General features: G+C 73.8%; 17 protein-coding genes, 2 tRNA genes and 1 pseudogene. 17 read left to right on the top strand and 3 right to left on the bottom strand.

The features are described 5' to 3' along the window. Positions 1 to 103: 103 nt before the first annotated feature. The 3 genes from ABZ956_RS17300 to ABZ956_RS17310 all read left to right on the top strand — a co-directional run bounded on the left by ABZ956_RS17300 (position 104) and on the right by ABZ956_RS17310 (position 3,353). Positions 104 to 1,414: a glutamate-5-semialdehyde dehydrogenase gene (locus ABZ956_RS17300; protein WP_361893619.1), complete on the top strand. Its 1,311-nt coding sequence runs from the start codon at positions 104 to 106 to the stop codon at positions 1,412 to 1,414. A 55-nt stretch (positions 1,415 to 1,469) separates the two neighbouring features. Further along, positions 1,470 to 2,093, top strand: a complete 624-nt coding sequence (locus ABZ956_RS17305; protein WP_361893622.1) for a hypothetical protein — start codon at positions 1,470 to 1,472, stop codon at positions 2,091 to 2,093. A gap of 183 nt (positions 2,094 to 2,276) precedes the next feature. Continuing rightward, positions 2,277 to 3,353 (top strand): hypothetical protein, encoded by a 1,077-nt coding sequence (locus ABZ956_RS17310; protein WP_361893625.1) that lies wholly within the window; start codon positions 2,277 to 2,279, stop codon positions 3,351 to 3,353. Between the two features lie 4 nt (positions 3,354 to 3,357). Here the strand turns inward: ABZ956_RS17310 and ABZ956_RS17315 are convergent, their stop codons facing one another. Then, on the bottom strand, positions 3,358 to 4,446 hold the full coding sequence (locus tag ABZ956_RS17315; RefSeq protein ID WP_361893628.1) for a M48 family metallopeptidase: 1,089 nt from the start codon (positions 4,444 to 4,446) through the stop codon (positions 3,358 to 3,360). 96 nt (positions 4,447 to 4,542) lie between these two features. Between ABZ956_RS17315 and ABZ956_RS17320 the strand changes: the two genes are divergently transcribed. The 9 genes from ABZ956_RS17320 to ABZ956_RS17360 all read left to right on the top strand — a co-directional run bounded on the left by ABZ956_RS17320 (position 4,543) and on the right by ABZ956_RS17360 (position 9,326). Further along, positions 4,543 to 4,713 (top strand): hypothetical protein, encoded by a 171-nt coding sequence (locus ABZ956_RS17320; protein WP_361893631.1) that lies wholly within the window; start codon positions 4,543 to 4,545, stop codon positions 4,711 to 4,713. 101 nt (positions 4,714 to 4,814) lie between these two features. Continuing rightward, a complete protein-coding gene (locus ABZ956_RS17325; RefSeq protein ID WP_177337872.1) occupies positions 4,815 to 4,979 on the top strand; it encodes a hypothetical protein in 165 nt (54 codons plus the stop codon). A 55-nt stretch (positions 4,980 to 5,034) separates the two neighbouring features. After that, positions 5,035 to 5,646, top strand: a complete 612-nt coding sequence (nadD, locus tag ABZ956_RS17330) for a nicotinate-nucleotide adenylyltransferase (RefSeq protein ID WP_361893634.1) — start codon at positions 5,035 to 5,037, stop codon at positions 5,644 to 5,646. A gap of 48 nt (positions 5,647 to 5,694) precedes the next feature. Further along, positions 5,695 to 7,368 (top strand): LytR C-terminal domain-containing protein, encoded by a 1,674-nt coding sequence (locus ABZ956_RS17335; RefSeq protein ID WP_361893637.1) that lies wholly within the window; start codon positions 5,695 to 5,697, stop codon positions 7,366 to 7,368. 119 nt (positions 7,369 to 7,487) lie between these two features. Continuing rightward, a complete protein-coding gene (gene rsfS / locus ABZ956_RS17340; protein WP_361893640.1) occupies positions 7,488 to 7,928 on the top strand; it encodes a ribosome silencing factor in 441 nt (146 codons plus the stop codon). After that, positions 7,925 to 8,578 (top strand): histidine phosphatase family protein, encoded by a 654-nt coding sequence (locus ABZ956_RS17345; protein ID WP_361893914.1) that lies wholly within the window; start codon positions 7,925 to 7,927, stop codon positions 8,576 to 8,578. The genes rsfS and ABZ956_RS17345 overlap by 4 nt, the downstream gene beginning before the upstream one ends. A gap of 115 nt (positions 8,579 to 8,693) precedes the next feature. Further along, positions 8,694 to 8,766, top strand: a tRNA-Ala gene (locus ABZ956_RS17350). 126 nt (positions 8,767 to 8,892) lie between these two features. Next, a complete protein-coding gene (locus ABZ956_RS17355; RefSeq protein WP_030366518.1) occupies positions 8,893 to 9,126 on the top strand; it encodes a hypothetical protein in 234 nt (77 codons plus the stop codon). 127 nt (positions 9,127 to 9,253) lie between these two features. Beyond that, positions 9,254 to 9,326: transfer RNA gene (locus ABZ956_RS17360), tRNA-Ala, on the top strand. 62 nt (positions 9,327 to 9,388) lie between these two features. Here the strand turns inward: ABZ956_RS17360 and ABZ956_RS17365 are convergent. Beyond that, positions 9,389 to 10,903 carry an NADH-ubiquinone oxidoreductase-F iron-sulfur binding region domain-containing protein gene (locus ABZ956_RS17365; protein WP_361893643.1) on the bottom strand — a complete coding sequence of 505 codons (1,515 nt, stop codon included), beginning with the start codon at positions 10,901 to 10,903 and terminating at the stop codon, positions 9,389 to 9,391. Then, complete coding sequence (locus tag ABZ956_RS17370) at positions 10,900 to 11,595, bottom strand: hypothetical protein (RefSeq protein WP_361893645.1); 696 nt, start codon at positions 11,593 to 11,595, stop codon at positions 10,900 to 10,902. The genes ABZ956_RS17365 and ABZ956_RS17370 overlap by 4 nt, the downstream gene beginning before the upstream one ends. Positions 11,596 to 11,916: 321 nt before the next feature. Here ABZ956_RS17370 and leuS point away from each other — a divergent pair, with 321 nt between their 5' ends. From leuS to ABZ956_RS17395, 5 genes and pseudogenes are all read left to right on the top strand, one after another. Beyond that, positions 11,917 to 14,766: a leucine--tRNA ligase gene (leuS, locus tag ABZ956_RS17375; protein ID WP_361893648.1), complete on the top strand. Its 2,850-nt coding sequence runs from the start codon at positions 11,917 to 11,919 to the stop codon at positions 14,764 to 14,766. Between the two features lie 174 nt (positions 14,767 to 14,940). Continuing rightward, entirely contained in the window at positions 14,941 to 15,690 is a 750-nt protein-coding gene (locus ABZ956_RS17380) for a hypothetical protein (RefSeq protein ID WP_361893650.1), read from the top strand. Positions 15,691 to 15,759: 69 nt separating this feature from the next. Beyond that, positions 15,760 to 16,605, top strand: coding sequence for a DegV family protein (locus tag ABZ956_RS17385; protein ID WP_361893652.1), 846 nt, complete (start codon positions 15,760 to 15,762; stop codon positions 16,603 to 16,605). Positions 16,606 to 16,709: 104 nt separating this feature from the next. Beyond that, positions 16,710 to 17,528: a ComEA family DNA-binding protein gene (locus ABZ956_RS17390; RefSeq protein ID WP_361893654.1), complete on the top strand. Its 819-nt coding sequence runs from the start codon at positions 16,710 to 16,712 to the stop codon at positions 17,526 to 17,528. 356 nt (positions 17,529 to 17,884) lie between these two features. Next, positions 17,885 to 19,984, top strand: a pseudogene (locus tag ABZ956_RS17395) (ComEC/Rec2 family competence protein); the annotation flags it as partial. Positions 19,985 to 20,023 lie beyond the last annotated feature (39 nt).

The following is a 20,023-nucleotide window of genomic DNA, read 5'->3' on the forward strand; positions in this document are numbered from 1 at the left end:
CGGGGCCGGCCGGCCCCGCGCACCCTCCCGCCGCCCGGTCCCGGGCGTCCCGCAGTGTGGAATACCGCTCGGTCGCGGCCTGCCGCACGGTTAGGCTGCGGCCATGAGCAGTGTCTTCCCCTCCCCCCTCGCCGACCCGATGCCGCAGTCCCCGGTGCTGCGCGCCGCCTACCGTGCCCGCGCCGCGGCCGCCGAGCTCGCGCCGATGCCACGTTCGGTGAAGGACGAGGCGCTGCTGGCCATCGCCGACGCGCTGGAGGTCCGCACCCGCGAGATCCTCGAGGCCAACGCCGAGGACGTCGCCAAGGCCCGGGCCGCCGGCACCAGCGAGTCCGTCGTCGACCGGCTGACCCTGACCCCCGAGCGCGTGCGGGCCATCGCCAAGGACGTGCGCGACGTGGCCGCCCTGCCCGACCCGGTGGGCGAGGTGGTGCGCGGCTCCACGCTCCCCAACGGCATCGACCTGCGCCAGGTGCGGGTGCCGCTCGGCGTCGTCGGCATCATCTACGAGGCCCGGCCCAACGTCACCGTGGACGCCGCGGCCCTGTGCCTGAAGTCGGGCAACGCCGTCCTGCTGCGCGGCTCGTCCTCCGCGTACGCCTCCAACACCGCCCTGGTGCGCGTCGTGCGCGACGCGGTGGGCGGCGCCGGGCTGCCCGCGGACGCCGTGCAGCTGGTGCCGGGCGAGAGCCGGGAGTCCGTCCGGGAGCTGATGCGCGCCCGCGGCATGGTCGACGTGCTGATCCCGCGCGGCGGCGCCTCGCTGATCCGTACGGTCGTCCAGGAGTCCACCGTCCCGGTCATCGAGACGGGCACCGGCAACTGCCACGTCTACGTCGACGCCGAGGCCGACCTCGAGATGGCCGTGGAGATCCTGATCAACTCCAAGGCCAGCCGGGTCAGCGTCTGCAACGCCGCCGAGACCCTGCTGGTCCACCAGGACATCGCCGAGCGCTTCCTGCCGCGCGCCCTGGCCGCGCTCGCGGAGGCCGGCGTGACCGTGCACGGTGACGAGCGGGTGGTGGAGGCGGCCGCGGCCGCGGACACCGGCGCCACCGTGGTGCCGGCGACGGCGGAGGACTGGGAGACCGAGTACCTGTCGTACGACATCGCCGCCGCCGTCGTGGACGACCTGGACGCGGCCGTGCGCCACATCCGGCTGTGGACCTCCGGCCACACCGAGGCGATCGTCACCACCTCGCAGGCCGCCGCACGCCGCTTCACCCAGTTGGTGGATTCCACGACGGTCGCGGTCAACGCCTCCACCCGGTTCACCGACGGCAGCCAGTTCGGTTTCGGGGCCGAGATCGGCATCTCCACGCAGAAGCTGCACGCACGCGGCCCGATGGGACTGCCGGAGCTGACCTCGACCAAGTACATCGTCACCGGCGACGGTCACGTCCGGGGGCGGTAGGCCGAATTCCCGTACCGGTCGCGCGGATTGACCGGTTCGGGTCTACGCTGGACGGGTGCCGGACGACGTGGGGGGCAAGCCGTTCCCGGACGGCGAGGAGCCCGAGAGCCACCGCCACGGAGGCGCGGACGACGTGTTCGCCTCCGTGGTCTTCGACGAGGAGTTCGTGCGGTCCGCCGCGATCCACGAACCCTCCGCGGTCGAGCGGATGCTCGCCGCCGACCGGGCCCGCGCGGAGGCCGATGCCGCGCGCGCCCGGGCCGGCGGCGGCACCGCCGACGACGACCTGTACGACGACGCCCCCGACGACGGCTACGGCCCGCCCGGGCCCCAGGCCGACCGCCTGGCGGAGCTGCACGGCCTCACCAGGGACCTCGACCCGGACGACGCCTACGGCCCCTACGGGCGGTACGGCACGGCCCGCGGCCCCTACCGCGGCCATGCCCGCTGGCACCGCCCGGTGGCCTGGGTGCTCGCGGTGGTCATGGGCATAGGCGTGATCGCCCTCGCCTTCACCGCCGTCTACCGCGGCGCCTCCTCGGGCAACCGGCAGAGCCCCGCCCCGCCGCCCGCCACCACGGGCGTGGACGCCCCGGCGGGGGAGCGGCAGCACCCGCTGCCGTCGGTCTCGGTCGACACCGAGCCACCGGTGGCTTCCGCCGTGCCACCCCCTCGCTGACGGTCACCGTGCGTCACCCCTGGGTGGTCACCGTCGGTCATTCGGGTGACCCTCCGTCTTCCGGTCACGGAGCGTCACCGCCTGGCCAGGGTTGCCGGGCCGGGCCCGGCAGCTTGAAATTTCGTCAGAACTTGTCGCGTACCAGGGCGTTTACCTGGCGCTCCGCAGACCTACTCTTGAGATATGAACGGGCCTGGAGACCCCCCTGAGGGCACGCCCGAAGGCCCCCAGGGAGGCGGCGACGAAGAGTACCGATCCGTCGTGTTCGACGAATCGTTCGTCCGTGCTGCCCGGCTCCAGGAGTTCTCCGCCCGCGAACGCATGGACGACCACGCCCCGGCCGTCCGCACCCGGCACGCCTGGGCGCGGGTCAGCGCCTCGCGGCAGGTGCTGCTCCTGGTGATGCTGATCGCCCTCGCCTTCGGCACGGCCGTCTACATGGGCCTGCGCCACCCCTACAAGGAGCCCAGGCCGCCCTCGGCCGAGGCCCTGCGCACCGCGATCGTGCCGCTCGCGCCGCGGGACGCGGTGCCCGGGGCGGCCTCCGTGAAGGACCTCTTCGACAACAGCCCGGCCGCCCAGTTCCGCGACGGCGCCGAGGGCGTCACCCTTCCGGCCGCACGCCGCACCCAGAATTTCTCCGAGAGCCTGGTGATGGCCGCCCTGGCCACGGCCAAGGAGTACACGGTCAAGTCCGCCCTCGACCCGGCCGTCCTGACCGGCGGAAACCACCGCACCGTCCGGCTGCTGCTCGCCCCCACCCAACTGGCCCAGTTCGACCGGAGCTTGTCCCACCCCGCCGACGACGGGCGGTACGCCGCCACCGGCTGGCTGATCCGCTTCGACCCCGCCCAGGTGGCCCTCGCCGACCGGACCGTGCGGACCCAGGGCACCTTCTCGATCACCGAGGCGTCCCCGGCCGCCCTGGAGGTCGCCTCCGACCACACCTTCGTCTACGCCGTCCGTGCGGCGAAGGGCCCGGAGGAGGCGTCGCTGTTCACCGTGCGGCGCACGATGCGCTTCCGCTTCGACCGCGACAACCTGCAAGAACACCAGGTGCAGGTGCTGCAGAGCCATCTGCTGGCCGGACCGCAGTCCTGCTCGGCGGAGGACGCCGGCTATCTGCGGCCGCTGCTGGCCGGCCAGAAGGCCGCCGCCGCGGGCCCGAAGGGCACCGACCCCTACGCCCCCGGCCCGACGACCTCCGACGTCTGCGGCGCCCTCGCCCCGTCCTCCCTGTCGACGCCGCCCAAGCCCTGAGCCCTCAGGACCCCGGCGCGTCCTGCTGGCCGCCGCCGGGCGACTTCGGCGGCGTACCGCCCCCGCGCCCGCCGAAGGTCTCGCGCAGCTTGCCGCCCAGGTCCGACGCCCCGCCCGCGAGGTCCCGCACGAGCCCCATCAGCGGGTCCCTGCTGGAGCGCACCGAATCGGCGTAGTGGTTCGCGGACTCCCGGAAGGAGTCGGAGACCGACGCGTCCTTGTCCTGCGCCCGGCGCGGGTAGTGGCCGTCCATGATCCGCTGGTGGTCGCGGCTCTCGGCCCACCTCTTCAGCTCCGCCGCCCGCACGGTCGTGAACGGATGGCTGCGCGGCAGCATGTTCATGATCTTCAGTACGGAATCGCGCAGGTCACCGCCCTTCTCGTACTCCTCCGCCTGGGCGAGGAAGGCGTCCACGTTCATCTCGTGCAGGTGATTGCCGCCCGCGATCTTCATCAGGCCACGCATCGACGCCCGCAGGTCCTGGCCCACCAGCAGCCCCGCCCGGTCCGCCGACAGCTCGGACTTGCGGAACCACTCGCGCAGCGCCGTCACGACCGCCATCACCGCGATGTTCCCCAGCGGGATCCAGGCGACCTTCATGGCCATGTTGGTCAGGAACAGCAGGATCGTGCGGTAGACGGCGTGCCCCGACAGGGCGTGGCCCACCTCGTGGCCCACGACCGCCCGCATCTCCTCCTCGTCCAGCAGCTCCACCAGGCCCGTGGTGACCACGATGATCGGCTCGTCCAGGCCGATGCACATGGCGCCGGGCTGCGGGTCCTGCGTGACGTACATCGCCGGGACCTTCGGCAGGTCCAGGATGGAGCAGGCGTCCAGCAGCATCGCGTGCAGATGCGCGAACTGCCGCTCGCTCACCCGCACCGAGTCGGACAGGAACAGCAGCCGCAGGCTGCGCTCGGGCAGCAGCCCGCTCAGCGCCTTGAAGACCGTGTCGAAGCCGCTCAGCTTGCGCAGCGCCACCAGGGCGGAACGATCCGCCGGATGCTCGTACGCACGCGAGGAGATGTCGGGGAAGCGCCTGCGGTCGCGGCCGGGCGCCCGCTCCTGGCTTTCGGTGTGGCTGTCGCTCATGTGGAAAGACCCCCTCAGTGGCCTTGTCGATGGCCCGTCCCCCGGCTTCCGGACCCCAGCCTAGGCCGTGGCACCCACATGACTACCGTGGGAGCCATGCCCCTCATCAATGGTTTCACCACGCATCCCGGATTCACCGAGGTCCTCGCCGTGTCCAAGGGCGACCAGGGGCCGGGCGCGGTGCTGCGCACGGTCCTGATCGTCGGCGTGGTCGGCGTCGTCTTCCTCGCCTGGTTCCTGCTGCGCGGGTACGGCGGGAAGGACTGAGCGGAGGCGACCCGCGGAGTCGGCGTGAGCTTGCCATAAGGGCCCGCATACGATGTGGCAGAAGTCTCCACCCGATCCCATCCCGGATAGGTCCTGCCGACGTGACCCTCACCACTGCCCACAGCGCCCTGATCACCCTCGCTTCCGAGGGCGAGCACCACGTGGACACCCACGAGAGCATCAGCCCCTACATGACCGGCGGCGCCGCCCTGGTCATCCTGCTGCTCCTGCTCTGGATCACCACCCGCTTCAACCGCGACCGCTGATCCCGCCGGTCCCTGGAGGTTCGGCGTGTCGGGGAGCCCAGTAGGGTCTGCACGCATGGGAGAGCAGACAGGGCCTGCGAAGCGGCGGCTCGGAGTGATGGGCGGGACGTTCGACCCGGTCCACCACGGACACCTGGTCGCCGCGAGCGAAGTGGCCTCGCAGTTCCACCTGGACGAGGTGGTCTTCGTGCCGACCGGGCAGCCGTGGCAGAAGAGCCACAAGCAGGTGTCCCCGGCCGAGGACCGCTATCTGATGACGGTGATCGCGACCGCCTCCAACCCGCAGTTCTCGGTCAGCCGCATCGACATCGACCGGGGCGGCCCGACCTACACCACGGACACGCTGCGGGACCTGCGCGCCCTCAACGAGAACGCCGATCTGTTCTTCATCACCGGCGCCGACGCGCTCGCGCAGATCCTCACCTGGCGGGACACCGAGGAGCTCTTCTCCCTCGCCCACTTCATCGGCGTCACCCGGCCCGGTCACATACTGGCCAACCCGGGCCTGCCCGAGGACCGCGTCTCCTTCGTCGAGGTCCCGGCCCTCGCCATCTCCTCCTCCGACTGCCGCGCCCGCGTCGCCCAGGGAGAGCCCGTCTGGTACCTCGTGCCCGACGGTGTGGTGCGCTACATCGACAAGCGCAGGCTGTACCGTCACGACGGCTGAGACCGGAGCGAGGGCCGACTCCGGCTCGATGGGCATCGAGGGGCACTGGTGAACGACCGACAGGACCCGTACGCGCACGACCCGTACGCGCCGCAGCAACAGGTCTACGGCTACGACGCGTACGGGCAGCCGGTGTACCGGCCGGACGCCCCGGAGCGCGTGTACGACCAGTACGGTCAGCCCCTTCCGCAGCAGGCGCAGCAGACGTACGGCTACGACCCGTACGCCCAGCAGGACCGGTCCGCCGGGCAGCAGGCGTACGCCCCCTACGACCCGTACGCCCAGAACCCCACGCCTCAGCACCAGCCCCCGCAGGCACACCAGGCCCCTTCCGCCCAGCAGCCGCAGCAGACCCAGCAGCAGGAGTGGATCCCCCGGCAGGCGGGCCCTCCGGCGCACGAGGAGCCGCCGGCCGCGCAGACCCGTACCGGGCAGCGGGTCCCCGAGCCCCGGCCGGCCGCGGGCGAGGCGCCCGAGGCGCCGGACTACCGCACCGAGCAGTTCTCCTTCATCGAGGAGCCGGACGAGGACTCCGAGGACGTCATCGACTGGCTGAAGTTCAGCGAGAGCCGCACCGAGCGACGCGACGAGCGCAAGCGCAAGGGGCGCAACCGCTACGTCGCGCTCGCCGTGGTGCTGGTCCTGGCGCTCGGCGCCGGCGTGGGCTGGTTCCTGCTGGCCGGCGGGGAGGAGAAGAAGAGCGGGGCCGCGGTGAGCGGCGCCCAGCAGCGGGACGTCATCGTCGTGCACCTGCGCCAGACCCGCGGCGGCGACAGCGCCACGGCCCTGCTGGTCGACAACGCGACCACCAAGAAGGCCACGGCGGTGCTGCTGCCGAACGCGCTGGCCCTCGGCAAGGACGGCGGCGGCGCCACGACCCTCGGCAAGGCCGTCCAGGAGGCCGGCACCGGAGGCACCCGGGACGCGCTGAACACCCTGCTCGGCGCCGACATCAAGGGCAGCTGGCGGCTGGACACCCCCTACCTCGAGAACCTGGTCGAGCTGGTCGGCGGCATCACCGTCGACACGGACACGGCCGTCCCCGGCGCCAAGGCGGGCGACCGCCCCCTGGTGAGCCCCGGCAAGGGCCAGAGCCTCAGCGGCCAGACGGCGGTCGCCTACGCCACCTACCGCGGCCCCGGCGAGGACCAGGGCAAGCCGCTGGCGCGGTTCGGCCAGGTCCTGCAGGGCGTCCTGCGCAAGATGTCCAGCGACGCCAAGGCGGCCACCACGACCGTGGAGTCGCTCGCCCAGATCCCCGACCCCTCGCTCTCCGTCCAGCAGCTGGGCGCCTCGCTGGCCCACCTCGCCGAGAAGGCCAAGGAAGGCGCGTACGGCACCGCCGTCCTGCCCGTGCAGTCCGACGGCACGCTCGGCGAGCGGGCGGCCGACGGCGTGGTCAAGGACGTGCTCGGCGGCACGGTGAAGAACACCGACAAGAACGCGCCGCCCCGGGTGAGCGTGAAGAACGCCACAGGCACCCCCGCCGCGACCGGATCGGCGCAGGTCAAGCTGGTCAACGGGGGCTACACCTACGTCGACGGCGGCTCGGCCGGCACCGCCCAGGCCGCCTCCTCGGTGATCTACGCCGACGAGGCCCGGGCGGCCGAGGCCAGGGAGGCCGCGAAGACGCTCGGCCTCCCGGAGCGGGCCGTGCGCAAGGGTGACGGCGCCGGCAACGCCGACATCACCGTGGTCCTGGGCAAGGACTACAAGAGCTGAGCGGCGGCGGGCCTCCGCCCGCCGGAAGCGTGCGGAAGCGTGCGGAAAACGCCAGGAGGGGTGTCGGTGGGTCGTGAGACCCTTGAGAGGTACTGACCCTCTTTACGAAAGCATGGCTTGTGACCGCCACTGACCGCTCCATCGAGCTCATCCAGGCCGCCGCCCAGGCGGCCGCCGACAAGCTCGCGCACGATGTCATCGCGTACGACGTCAGCGACGTACTGTCGATCACCGACGCCTTCCTGCTGGCCTCGGCCCCCAACGACCGCCAGGTCAAGTCGATCGTCGACGAGATCGAGGAGCGGCTGCTCAAGGAGCTCGGCGCCAAGCCGGTGCGCCGCGAGGGCGACCGTGACGCCCGCTGGGTGCTCCTGGACTACGTCGACATCGTCGTGCACGTCCAGCACAGCGAGGAGCGGGTCTTCTACGCCCTGGAGCGGCTGTGGAAGGACTGCCCCGAGATCGACCTGCCGGCCGACGCCGTCGCCACCCGCGGCAAGGCCGAGGCGCACGCCCGCGCCCAGGCGGCCGAGGCGGATCTGGACGGAGACCTGAGCTGAACGGCCGCCCGGGTGGCCGGGGCCGCCGGATCGTGCTGTGGCGGCACGGTCAGACCGCATGGAACGTGGAGCGCCGCTTCCAGGGCACCACGGACATCGAGCTGACCGGCACCGGCGTCGCGCAGGCGCGCCGGGCCGCCCGGCTGCTGGCCGCGCTGCGGCCGGACGTGATCGCCGCCTCCGACCTCAAGCGCGCCGCGGCCACCGCCGCCGAGCTGGCGGCCGTCACGGGCCTGGAGGTCTCCCACCACCCCGAGCTGCGCGAGACCTACGCGGGCACCTGGCAGGGCCTGACCCACGAGGAGATCTCCGAGCGCTTCGGCGAGCAGTACGCGGCCTGGAAGCGCGGCGAGCCCGTGCGGCGGGGCGGCGGCGAGCTGGAGACCGAGGTCGCCGACCGGGCCGCGCCCGTGGTGCGGTCCCACGCCGACAAGCTGCCCGACGGCGGCACCCTCGTCGTCGTCAGCCACGGCGGCACCATCCGCACCACCATCGGCCGGCTGCTGGGCCTGGAGGCCCGCTCCTGGGAGGCCCTGGGCGGCCTCACCAACTGCTGCTGGTCCGTGCTGGGCGAGGGCGCGCGCGGCTGGCGGCTGCTGGAGCACAACGCCGGGACGCTGCCCGAGCCGGTCCTCGGCGACGACGACTGAGGTGCCCCGCGTGCGGCCCCCGAGGCCCGATTTCACATCCGGGCAGGTCACAGGCTAAAGTTCTTCTTGTTCGCGGGGAACGCGGAGGGAAACCTCCGGGGGAACCGAGAACAGCGGGGCTATAGCTCAGTTGGTAGAGCGCCTGCATGGCATGCAGGAGGTCAGGAGTTCAATTCTCCTTAGCTCCACAGTTCGAACGATCCCGTCTCCCACTCACAGGGAGGCGGGATTGTTGCTGTTCCCGCGCGGTCCCGTGGCAGAATCGGACAGCCGGGAGCGGACGGGGCCGAAGGGGAGGGGGTTGGAGCTGACCCATGGGTGCTCACAGCCGGAAGTGCGACTGGTGCGGCAGCGGGACGCCGATCGTCCGCGACATGGAGCCGCTCAACTCCGCATACCAGTACTGGTGCGTGGAGTGTGCGCGGGCGCTGATCATAAAAGGCGACCCGATCGAGACCTACCGCGAGCTCGAGGGCGAGCCGATCTACGGACGGCTGCTCGACGAGCACTGCGCGCTGAAGAGGTTCTACTCCTTCGCGACGGCCTGAAAATCGGTCATACCGGGGCGACCCGGTCCGGGGGAGGAACCGATTTGGCAAGTGGGGGGGAGGTCCGTGTAATGTAATCCGTGTCGCCAGGGAGACCGCAAGGAAAACCGGGCGGAAAACAAAACAAGGGGCTATAGCTCAGTTGGTAGAGCGCCTGCATGGCATGCAGGAGGTCAGGAGTTCAATTCTCCTTAGCTCCACAGAAGATGAGAGGGCCGTCCCCAAGGGCGGCCCTCTCGTCGTTTTCCGGATCACTGTCCGATCACTGTCCACGGTCCAGTCGCAGCGCCAGCGCCGGACAGCGGCGCACGGCCCGCTGCGCGCGCCCCCGAAGATGTTCGGGCACCCCCGTGTCCGCCAGCACCGGAAAGCCGTCCGGGCCGATCCGTACGAGCTCGGGCAGCAGCCCCGCGCACAGCCCGTGCCCCTCGCACAGCGTCCAGTCCACCGCGAGCCGCTCCGCCTGCCCCTCGCCCGCCGCCGTGCCGGGCGGGGCCGGCAGGGGCAGCACCCCGGCCGTGCGGCGCCCGCAGCCGCTGCCCAGGACATGCGCCGCCAGATCGTCCGTGAACGCCGTCAGGGCGCTCAGCACGAAGCGCGCCGAGCCGTCCGGATGCCCGCACGCCCCCCGGCCGCGTACGGCGCCCGCCGCCTCCCGTACGCCCTCCAGCGCGCCGCGCCCGCCGCCGGCCACCACATCCGCCAGCGCCCCCGCCAGTGCCGGCAGGCCCAGCCGGCAGGGCCCGCACTGCCCCGCCGACTCGGCCGCCAGCCAGTGCGCCACCCGGACCGCCTCACCCAGCGGGCAGGTGTCGTCGGGCAGCGGCAGCACCGCGCCCGCGCCCAGGCTCGCGCCGCACGCCGCCAGGGCCTCCCGCGACAGCAGCGCCTCCGCCGCCGTCGGCGCGTCCAGCCACCCGCCGTGGTAGCCGCCGACCAGCACCCCCTGCGGCGCCTGCCCGGCACCGCACCGCGCCAGCACGTACGGCAGCGCCACCCCGCTCGGCGCCTCCACCACGCGCGGGCCGGGCACCGCGCCGGAGACGGTGAGCAGCACGGTGCCCGGCTCGTCCGGCGTGCCGGCCGCGGCGTAGCGGGCGGCGCCCAGACGGGCGGCGAGGGCGAGTTGGGCGAAGGTCTCGGTGTTGGAGAGCAGCGTCGGCAGGCCGGCCAGGCCCTGCTCGCTGGCGCGCGGGTGCCGGCCCGGCGGGAGCGCGGGACCGCCGTCGACGGCGCGCAACAGCGCGGACGACTCCCCGGAGACCATGCGCTCGGGCAGGCGTACGACGCGGGCGCGTACCGCCCGCCCGCGCCGGTCGGCCAGCCCGCGCTCCGCGAGCGCCTCCCGCATGGACGCCTCCGTACCCGCCCGCGTCACCCCGACCACGAGCGTGCGCGCCCCGAGCGCCTCGGCGGCCAGCAGCGCGCCGTCCAGCACCAGGTGCGGGGCGCGCTCGAGCAGGACGGCGTCCTTGCGGCACGCCGGCTCGCCCTCGCAGCCGTTGACCACCACCGCCGGCCGGACGCCGCGCCGCCGCGCCGTGCCGCCCACCGCGCGCAGCTTCCGCGCGAACGGGAAGCCCGCGCCGCCGCGCCCGCGCAAGGAGACCGCCTCCGCGAGCCGGATCAGGTCGTCCTCGGCCAGGCGCGGCGCCGTGCCGTGGACGGCCAGGTGTGCCCGGCGGTCCAGCCGCCCGGCGTCCTCGAAGCCGGCCGTCAGACGGGGCTGCCCGAGCGCCAGCACCTCCGGCAGCCCGCCGCGGGTGGCGGCCCTCACCGGTGCCGGCCCGGTGCGCCGTGGGCGGCACGAGGCCGCGCGAGGTCCGGGGCGCCGGGCGGCACGGGGGCTTCCCGGGCGGCAGGCGGGGCGCCGGCCTCCTCGGGGCGCCGGCCGCGGCGGCCCCGTATGCGGTGGTCCGGTACGCGGCGGCCTTGCGCCAGACGCGCCAGCGCGAGGCGTGACAGGAGCGCGCCCGCCACCGCCGCGAGGCAGAGCGCGTAGCACAGGGTCACCCAACGCGCCGGGGCGCGGCCCGCGTTGAGTCCGTGCAGGAGGGCGGCGCACCAGGCGGCGTAGGCGCAGCCGTGCAGCGCGCGCCAGCGGTGGGCGGCGCTTCCGCGCCCGGCGAAGGTGCTGCGCAGGGCTCCGGTCGCCGCGGCGAGCACCATCAGGTAGCCCGCGAGCGAGCCCAGGGCGATCAGCCCGTCGCGGCCCCGGACGCCGGAGACGAACGGCAGCAGCGCCGCGGTGGCCGAGGCGTGCGCCTCGGTGACCTTGACGCTCACATGGACGAGCAGGAAGCCGAGCGCGCCGACGGCGGTCGCCCGGTGCACGGCCTGGGCCAGCAGCCGGCCGCGCGGGCCGAGGACCAGCCGGTCGGTGGCGACGAGCCCCCAGACGACGGTCGCGGTCAGCGAGACCAGGGCGAGCACGCCGCCGGTCCGGTCGAGGAAGCGGTGGAGGTCCATGCCCCGGCACGCTAGGCAGCGGGTCACCCGTGGCGGCCGTGCTTCGCGCAACGCCGGTGGGCGGCGGGGTGCCGCTGCTAACGTCTGCGGGGCCCTTGCCTCGGTGCGGTACCTTCCGCCGCTGCGGTAACCTGAGCCCATGCGTGCCGTACGCCTCCTGCTTAGCGAGCCGCGCTGATCAGCACCGACCGGTGACTTCCGGTCGGCATCGGCGCGGCGTCCCCTCCTGTGCGAGGGGCTTTTTCATTTCCGGGACGCCCCGGAAGGACCGGAATATCGCAGCCGCAGGCAGAGACGACGATCGATGGAGCTTTGAGGACGATGAGCGAGACCCCCACCGCCGCCGAAGTGGCCGCCCCGCACCGCTACACGGCCGCGCTGGCCGCTGACATCGAGGCGCGCTGGCAGGACGTCTGGGACGCGGACGGCACGTACGCCGCGCCCAACCCCAGCGGAGAGCTGGCGGGCGACCCGGCCGTCGTCGCCCGGCCCAAGAAGTTCATCATGGACATGTTCCCGTACCCCTCGGGTGCGGGCCTGCACGTCGGCCACCCGCTCGGCTACATCGCCACCGACGTCTACGCGCGCTACCACCGCATGACGGGCCACAACGTCCTGCACACCCTCGGCTTCGACGCCTTCGGCCTGCCCGCCGAGCAGTACGCGGTGCAGACCGGCACCCACCCCCGGGTGTCCACCGAGGCCAACATGGACAACATGAAGGCGCAGCTGCGCCGCCTGGGTCTGGGCCACGACAAGCGCCGGTCGTTCGCGACGATCGACCCGGAGTACTACAAGTGGACGCAGTGGATCTTCCTGCAGATCTTCAACGCCTGGTACGACGCGGACGCGAAGAAGGCCCGGCCGATCAGTGAGCTGGTCGAGGAGTTCGAGAGCGGACAGCGAGAGGTTCCCGGTACGCGCGCGTGGAGCGAGCTGACGGCTGCCGAGCGCGCCGACGTGCTGGGCACCTACCGCCTGGCGTACGCCTCCGACGCGCCCGTGAACTGGTGCCCCGGCCTGGGCACCGTGCTGGCCAACGAGGAGGTCACCTCCGACGGCCGCTCCGAGCGCGGCAACTTCCCCGTCTTCAAGTCCAAGCTGCGCCAGTGGAACATGCGGATCACCGCCTACGCGGACCGCCTGATCGACGACCTGGACGCGCTGGACTGGCCCGAGGCCATCAAGCTGCAGCAGCGCAACTGGATCGGCCGCAGCGAGGGCGCCCGCGTCGACTTCCAGGTGGCGAACGGCACCGAGGCGAAGGTCACGGTCTTCACCACGCGCCCCGACACCCTGTTCGGCGCCACCTACATGGTGCTGGCCCCCGAGCACGACCTGATCGACGCCATCGTGCCCGCCGAGTGGCCCGAGGGCACCAAGGACATCTGGACCGGGGGCGCGTCCACCCCGGCCGACGCGGTCGCCGCCTACCGCAAGCAGGCGCAGTCCAAGACCGACGTCGAGCGCCAGACCGAGGGCAAGGACAAGACCGGCGTCTTCACCGGCGCGTACGCCCTCAACCCGCTGACCGGCGAGCGCGTCCCCGTCTTCGTCGCCGACTACGTCCTGATGGGCTACGGCACCGGCGCGATCATGGCCGTCCCGGGCCAGGACGAGCGCGACTGGGAGTTCGCCACCGCCTTCGACCTGCCCATCATCCGCACCGTCCAGCCCCCCGAGGGCTGGGAGGGCGAGGCGTACGGCGGCCAGGGCCCGGCGATCAACTCCGCCAACGACGAGATCGACCTCAACGGCATGCAGGTCGACGAGGCCAAGCGCACCGTCATCGCCTACCTGACCGAGCGCGGCATCGGCGAAGGCACCGTCAACTTCCGCCTGCGCGACTGGCTGTTCAGCCGCCAGCGCTACTGGGGCGAGCCCTTCCCGATCGTCTACGACGAGGACGGCGTCGCCCACCCGCTGCCCGCCTCGATGCTCCCCCTGGAGCTGCCCGAGGTCGAGGACTACTCCCCGCGCACCTTCGAGCCGGACGACGCCGACACCTCGCCCGAGACCCCGCTCTCCCGCAACGAGGACTGGGTCAACGTCGAGCTGGACCTGGGCGACGGCGTCAAGCGCTACCGCCGCGAGACCAACACCATGCCCAACTGGGCCGGCTCCTGCTGGTACGAACTGCGCTACCTGGACCCGCACAACGACGAGCGCCTGGTCTCCGCCGACGCCGAGCAGTACTGGATGGGCCCGCGCGAGGGCCAGCCGCACGGCGGCGTCGACCTGTACGTCGGCGGCGCCGAGCACGCCGTGCTGCACCTGCTGTACGCCCGGTTCTGGTCCAAGGTCCTCTTCGACCTGGGCCACATCTCCTCGGCCGAGCCGTTCCACAAGCTCTACAACCAGGGCATGATCCAGGCCTACGTCTACCGGGACAGCCGCGGCATCGCCGTCCCGGCCGCCGAGGTGGAGGAGCGCGACGGCGCGTACTACTACCAGGGCGAGAAGGTCGGCCGGCTGCTCGGCAAGATGGGCAAGTCCCTGAAGAACGCCGTCACCCCGGACGAGATCTGCGCCGAGTACGGCGCCGACACGCTGCGCCTGTACGAGATGGCGATGGGCCCCCTGGACGTCTCGCGCCCCTGGGACACGCGCGCCGTCGTCGGCCAGTACCGGCTGCTGCAGCGCCTGTGGCGCAACGTGGTGGACGAGAACACCGGCGAGGTCACGGTCGTCGACGCCGAGCCCGACGAGGCGACGCTGCGCGCCCTGCACAAGGCCGTCGACGGCATCTCCCAGGACATGGCGAACCTGCGCTTCAACACCGCCATCGCCAAGGTGACCGAGCTGAACAACCACGTCACCAAGCTGCGCGAGGTGCCCCGGTCCGTCGCCGAGCCGCTGGTGCTGCTCTTCGCGCCGCTGGCCCCGCACATCGCCGAGGAGCTGTGGCGCAAGCTCGGCCACACCGACTCGGTCGTGCACCAGGACTTCCCCGTGGCCGACCCGGCCTACCTGGTCGACGAGACGGTGACGTGCGTCGTCCAGATCAAGGGCAAGGTCAAGGCCCGCCTGGAGGTCGCTCCCGCGATCTCCGAGGAGGAGCTGGAGAAGGTGGCCCTGGCCGACCCGGCGGTCGTCGCCGCGCTGGGCGGCGCCGGCATCCGCAAGGTGATCGTGCGGGCGCCGAAGCTGGTGAACATCGTTCCGGCGTGATGCTTCGCCCGGCCCCTGGTTCTGAGCCAGGGGTCTGAGCTAGGGGTTTGTCCCTACGGGCAGGTTGGGGGTTCTTCCGGAACCCCCGGCCTGCCCGTTGCGTTTACGGTGGAGGGGTGGGGACGGACCCTGCCGTTGTCGTGCCGGGCCTGTCGGGCCTGTGGAGGAGCGCATATGGAAGCCGCCGCCGCGATCTTCGCCGTGATCTTTGCGATCCTCGTCGCGTTCGCGGTGATCGCCACCGTCAAGGCGGTGCGGGCGGTCAAGCGCGGCGTGGACCGCACGGTCACCCAGGCGCGGCGCACGGTCGAGGACACGCGCCTCAAGGCCAGGCAGTACGTCCAGCCGGGCGCGGCAGGCGAGGTCGCGCAGCTGCGGCTGTCCCTGCGCACGTCGATGCGCGCCACCCAGGAGGTGCTGCGTGCGGGCCTTCCGGACGACTCCTCCCTGTCGGAGTCCCTGGCCCTCTTCGAGCGGCTCAGCGCCCACGCCCACGAGATCGACGACGACCTGCGCAAGCTGGAGACCGAGCCGGACAAGGGCCGGGTGGCCGCGCGCCTGCCGGAGCTGCGCGAGCGCACGGAACGCGTCACGCACTCGGCGGACTCGCTGCGGTGGGCCGCGCAGGACCGGGCCCGGCAGTTCGCGGACGACGACCTGTCGATGCTGAGCGAGCAGATCCGCATGGAGACGGGCGCGCTGCGGCACTGGGAGACGGAGCCGGAGACGGCGGCCGGGACAGGGGCCGGGACAGGGGCGGCGGCAGCGGCAGAGGCGAGGCCGGGGGAGTCCGACGGGGCGTCGGCGAAGGCCGGGCCGGCGGACGCCGGGGAGCCGGAGCGGCCCGCGATCACCGGTCGGGACAGCTGGCGGCAGGCAGGGTACTCCTGGCAGAAGGCCAAGCGTCCGGAAAGCACCGCCTGACAGCCGGTACGGACCGGTACACCAGGCTCGCACTGCCGTCGGGGCGGCCCGACGGGTACCCTCCGGTGCATGTCCCGCCATGTCGCGATCATCACCGATTCCACGGCCTACCTGCCGCAGCAGGAGAGAGAGCGGCACGGGATCACCGCCGTACCGCTGACGGTCGTCCTGGGCGGCGAGGCACTCGAGGAAGGTACCGAGGTCTCGGCCCGGTCGGTGGCCCAGGCCCTGCAGAAGCGGAGGCCGGTGACCACGTCCCGCCCCGGCCCCGAGGTCTTCGCCGCGGCCTACCGCGCGGCCGCCGGGGCCGGTGCCGAGGGCATCGTCTCCCTGCACCTGTCCGCCGAGCTCTCCGGCACATACGACGCGGCGGTGCTCGCGGCCCGGGAGGCGCCCGTACCGGTCCGAGTCGTCGACACCGGCATGGTGGCCATGGCTCTGGGTTTCTGCGCGCTGGCGGCCGCGGAGACGGCACGGGCCGGCGGCACGCTGGACGAGACGGTGGCCGCCGCCGAGAAACGCGCTCAGGGCACGGCCGCGTACTTCTACGTCGACACCCTCGACTACCTGCGGCGCGGCGGCCGCATCGGCGCCGCGCAGGCCCTGCTGGGCTCGGCGCTCGCCGTCAAACCCCTGCTGCAGCTGGAGGAAGGCCGCATCGAGCTGCGCGAGAAGGTCCGCACGGCGTCCAAGGCCATCGCCCGCCTTGAGGAGATCGCCGTCGAGCGGGCGGGCGCCGCCCCCGTCGACGTCGCCGTCCACCACCTGGACGCCCCCGACCGGGCCACCCTGCTCGCCGAGCGGCTGCGGGAACGGGTGCCGGGGCTGGTGGACCTGCACGTGAGCGAGGTCGGCGCGGTCATCGGGGCGCACACGGGGCCGGGGCTGCTGGGCGTGGTGGTCTCGCCGAGGTAGGCCGTCCCCCTGACGGGTGACGAAGTTTTCCACAACTGGCCGGTTATCCACGGAAATCAGGCGGCTTCGGCAGGGCCGGGCGAACACGTCTACGGTCACGTGTCATGACTGCTCGATCACATGGCGTGAACGTGGTGGGGGTTCCCTCGGCGCCCTCCCTCGCCCGGGACTTCGGCTCCCTGCGCGAGAGGGTGGCGGCGTCGCCGGCGCCCGACTCCGGGCCCGCGCGCGGGGCTTGGCGGAGCGCTCTGCGGGATCGGTTACCGCTGTGGGTGCAACTGCGGTGCGGCATCGAGCCGAGGACGCTCGCCGCGCTCGCGGTGGTGCTGGTGGCGGCGGTCGCCTTCGCGGGGTACCACTTCTGGGCCGGGAGGCCGCAGACGGTACGACCGCCGGCGCGCGAGGGGCCCGCCGCCGCGGTGGCCGCCGCGCCAAGGGCGGTTCCCACGGCGGCGGTCGGGGCGAGCGCGCGGGCCGTGGTGGTGGACGTGGCGGGCAAGGTGCGGCGCCCCGGCGTTCAGCACTTGCCGCCCGGTTCGCGGGTCGCCGACGCGCTGGAGGCGGCAGGGGGAGCCCGTCCGGGCGCCGACACGACCGGCCTCAACCGGGCCCGGGTGCTCACGGACGGGGAACAGATCGTGGTGGGCGTGCCCGGCGTGCCGGGTGCCGCGGGCTCGGTCGCGGTGTCGCCGGGCGCGAGCGGACCGCGCGGTGCTCCGGGGGCACCGGGAGGGCCGGTCAGCCTCAACTCCGCGACACTCGACCAGCTTGACGCCCTGCCGGGCGTCGGCCCGGTCCTCGCCCAGCACATCCTCGACTACCGCACGCGGCACGGAGGCTTCCGGTCGGTCGCCGACCTCCGCCGCGTCAACGGCATCGGCGCCCGCCGCTTTACGGACCTCAAGCCCTTGGTCCAGCCATGAGGCGGGTGGCGGGGCGGCCCGCCAGGAGGCAGGGGCGCGGCGCGGCGGACACCGGCGGCGGCCCGCCGCCGGGCGGCGAAGGCGAGGGGCGGGCGGCCGATCTGCGGCTGGTCGTTCCGGCACTCGCCGCGTGGGCAGCGGCGGCGGTGGCGCTGACGGCCGACGGTGAGGGAGTCGCCCTCGCCTGTGCCGGAGCCGTGGCGGTGGCCTGTGTGCTGCTGGCCGTCGCCCACCGCTCCCCGGGGAGCCGTACCGCCGGGGCGGCGGTGGCCGTCGCGGTGGCGGCGGCGCTGCTGTGCGCTGCCGCGGGCGCGGCGGCCGGCGCCCTGGCCGGGGCGGACACGCGGCGCGGGCCGCTGCCGGAGCTGGCGCGGCGGTACGAGCGGGCCACCGTCGAGGTGACCGTCACCGGGGACCCGCGGGCCACGCGGCAGCGGGTGCGCGGCTCCGTGCGCACGGCCCCGGCCGTCGTCGTGGAGGCGGAGGCGACGGAGGCCCTGCCCCCTCCGGGCGAGAGCGGGTCCCGCACGCGGATCCGCACGCCGGTCCTGCTGATCGCCGGTCAATCCTGGCTGGGATTGCTGCCGTCGACCCGGCTGAGAGTCGAGGGCGCACTCGCCCCGCCGGCGCGGGACGGGGACCGCGTCGCGGCCGTCGTGCGGGTCGACGGCCAGGAGCGACCACGGGTCGTCGGCGGGCCCTCGGCGCTCCAGCGGGCGGCGGGCCGGCTGCGCGCGGGCCTGCGGGCCGCCACGGACGGACTGGACCCGGACGCCCGGGCGCTGCTGCCGGGGCTGGTGGTGGGGGACACCTCCCGTGTTCCGCCGGATCTCGACGAAGCGTTCCGCGCCACGGACCTGACCCACCTGCTGGCCGTGTCAGGGGGGAATCTCACGGTCCTGCTCGTTCTCCTCATCGGGCCGCCGCATCTCGCCGCACGGGCCGAGCGCCGGGGGCTCGCCGCGCGGCTGGGCATCCCGCTGCGGCTGACGGCGGTGCTCGGCGGCGCGGTCGCGCTCGGCTTCGTCGTCCTGTGCCGGCCCGATCCGAGCGTGCTGCGGGCCGCCGTGTGCGGCCTGATCACCTTGCTGGCGATCGGCACGGGCCGGCGCCGCAGCCTGCTGCCCGCCCTCGCGGCGGCCACGCTGCTGCTGGTGCTCGTCGACCCGTGGCTGGCCCGGAGCTACGGCTTCCTGCTCTCGGTCCTGGCCACCGGTGCTCTGCTGACCCTCGCTCCGCGCTGGAGCGCGGCGCTGCGGCGGCGCGGGGTGCCGCCACGGCCGGCGGAGGCCCTCGCCGCGACGGGGGCGGCGCAGGCGGTGTGCGCGCCGGTCCTCGCGGTGCTGGCGGCCCGGGTGAGCCTGGTGGGGGTGCCGTGCAATCTCCTCGCCGGGCCCGCGGTGGCCCCCGCCACCGTGCTGGGCTTCGCCGCACTGGCCGCCGCGCCCGTGGCGCCGCCCGTCGCGGAGGGCCTCGCGTGGCTGGCCGGCTGGCCCGCTTCCTGGACGGCTACCGTGGCCCGGACGGGGGCCGGACTGCCCGGGGCGGAGGCCGACTGGCCGGGTGGCCCGGCCGGCGGGCTGGCGCTGGCCGCCACCACGGCGGTCGTCGTGTTCGCCGCCCGTCCCGTGCTGCGCCGCCCCTGGGCCTGCGCGGGCTGCGCCCTGCTCCTGCTGCTGGCGATCGTCCGTCCGGTGCCGCTGACGCGGGCGGTCACGGGCTGGCCGCCACCCGACTGGCGGATGGTCGCGTGCGACGTCGGCCAGGGAGACGCCCTGGCCCTGGCGGCCGGTCCGGGCGCCGCCGTGGTCGTCGACGCGGGCCCGGAGCCGCGGGCGGTCGACCGCTGCCTGCGCGAGCTGGGCGTCGAGACGGTGCCGCTCCTGTTGCTGACCCACTTCCACGCGGACCACGTCGACGGCCTGTCCGGTGTGCTGCGCGGGCGGGCGGTCGGGGTGATCGAGACGACTCCGCTCGCCGAGCCGGCCGGTCAGGCCGCGTTCGTGCGCCGGGAGGCGGAGCGCGCGCGGGTGCCGGTCGTCGAGGCCGTGCCGGGGGAGCGGCGGCATCTGGGGGAGCTGTCCTGGGAGGTGCTGTGGCCGCCGCCCGCCGGGACGTCCGCGGTCGCGGAGGAGGGGCCCAACGACGCCAGTGTGGCCCTCCTCGTGCGCACGGGGGGTCTGACGCTCGCTCTGCTGGGCGACCTCGAACCGCCCGCCCAGCAGGAGTTGTGGGAGTCCCGCCCAGGGTGGCCGGCGGTTGATGTCCTCAAGGTCGCCCACCACGGCTCCGCCTACCAGGACCCCCAGCTGGCGCGGGCCCTCCGCCCCCGTCTGGCCCTGATCTCGGCGGGCGCCGGCAACCCCTACGGTCACCCGGCCGCCCGTACGGTCGCGGCCCTCGCGGCGCAGGGTGCGACGGTCCTGCGCACCGACACCGACGGTCCGATCGCGGTGACCCGCACCGCGACGGCCGTGACGGGCAGACGCGGGCGT

This window comes from Streptomyces sp. NPDC046261, from assembly GCF_040646235.1.
Classification (GTDB): domain Bacteria; phylum Actinomycetota; class Actinomycetes; order Streptomycetales; family Streptomycetaceae; genus Streptomyces.

Bases quoted from the DNA above. Each gene is read 5' to 3' on its own strand.
- ABZ956_RS17300 (WP_361893619.1), top strand. From the start codon at position 104: ATGAGCAGTGTCTTCCCCTCCCCCCTCGCCGACCCGATGCCGCAGTCC.
- ABZ956_RS17310 (WP_361893625.1), top strand. From the start codon at position 2,277: ATGAACGGGCCTGGAGACCCCCCTGAGGGCACGCCCGAAGGCCCCCAG.
- ABZ956_RS17315 (WP_361893628.1), bottom strand. From the start codon at position 4,446: ATGAGCGACAGCCACACCGAAAGCCAGGAGCGGGCGCCCGGCCGCGAC.
- ABZ956_RS17320 (WP_361893631.1), top strand. From the start codon at position 4,543: ATGCCCCTCATCAATGGTTTCACCACGCATCCCGGATTCACCGAGGTC.
- nadD (WP_361893634.1), top strand. From the start codon at position 5,035: ATGGGAGAGCAGACAGGGCCTGCGAAGCGGCGGCTCGGAGTGATGGGC.
- ABZ956_RS17355 (WP_030366518.1), top strand. From the start codon at position 8,893: ATGGGTGCTCACAGCCGGAAGTGCGACTGGTGCGGCAGCGGGACGCCG.
- ABZ956_RS17370 (WP_361893645.1), bottom strand. From the start codon at position 11,595: ATGGACCTCCACCGCTTCCTCGACCGGACCGGCGGCGTGCTCGCCCTG.
- leuS (WP_361893648.1), top strand. From the start codon at position 11,917: ATGAGCGAGACCCCCACCGCCGCCGAAGTGGCCGCCCCGCACCGCTAC.
- ABZ956_RS17380 (WP_361893650.1), top strand. From the start codon at position 14,941: ATGGAAGCCGCCGCCGCGATCTTCGCCGTGATCTTTGCGATCCTCGTC.
- ABZ956_RS17385 (WP_361893652.1), top strand. From the start codon at position 15,760: ATGTCCCGCCATGTCGCGATCATCACCGATTCCACGGCCTACCTGCCG.
- ABZ956_RS17390 (WP_361893654.1), top strand. From the start codon at position 16,710: ATGACTGCTCGATCACATGGCGTGAACGTGGTGGGGGTTCCCTCGGCG.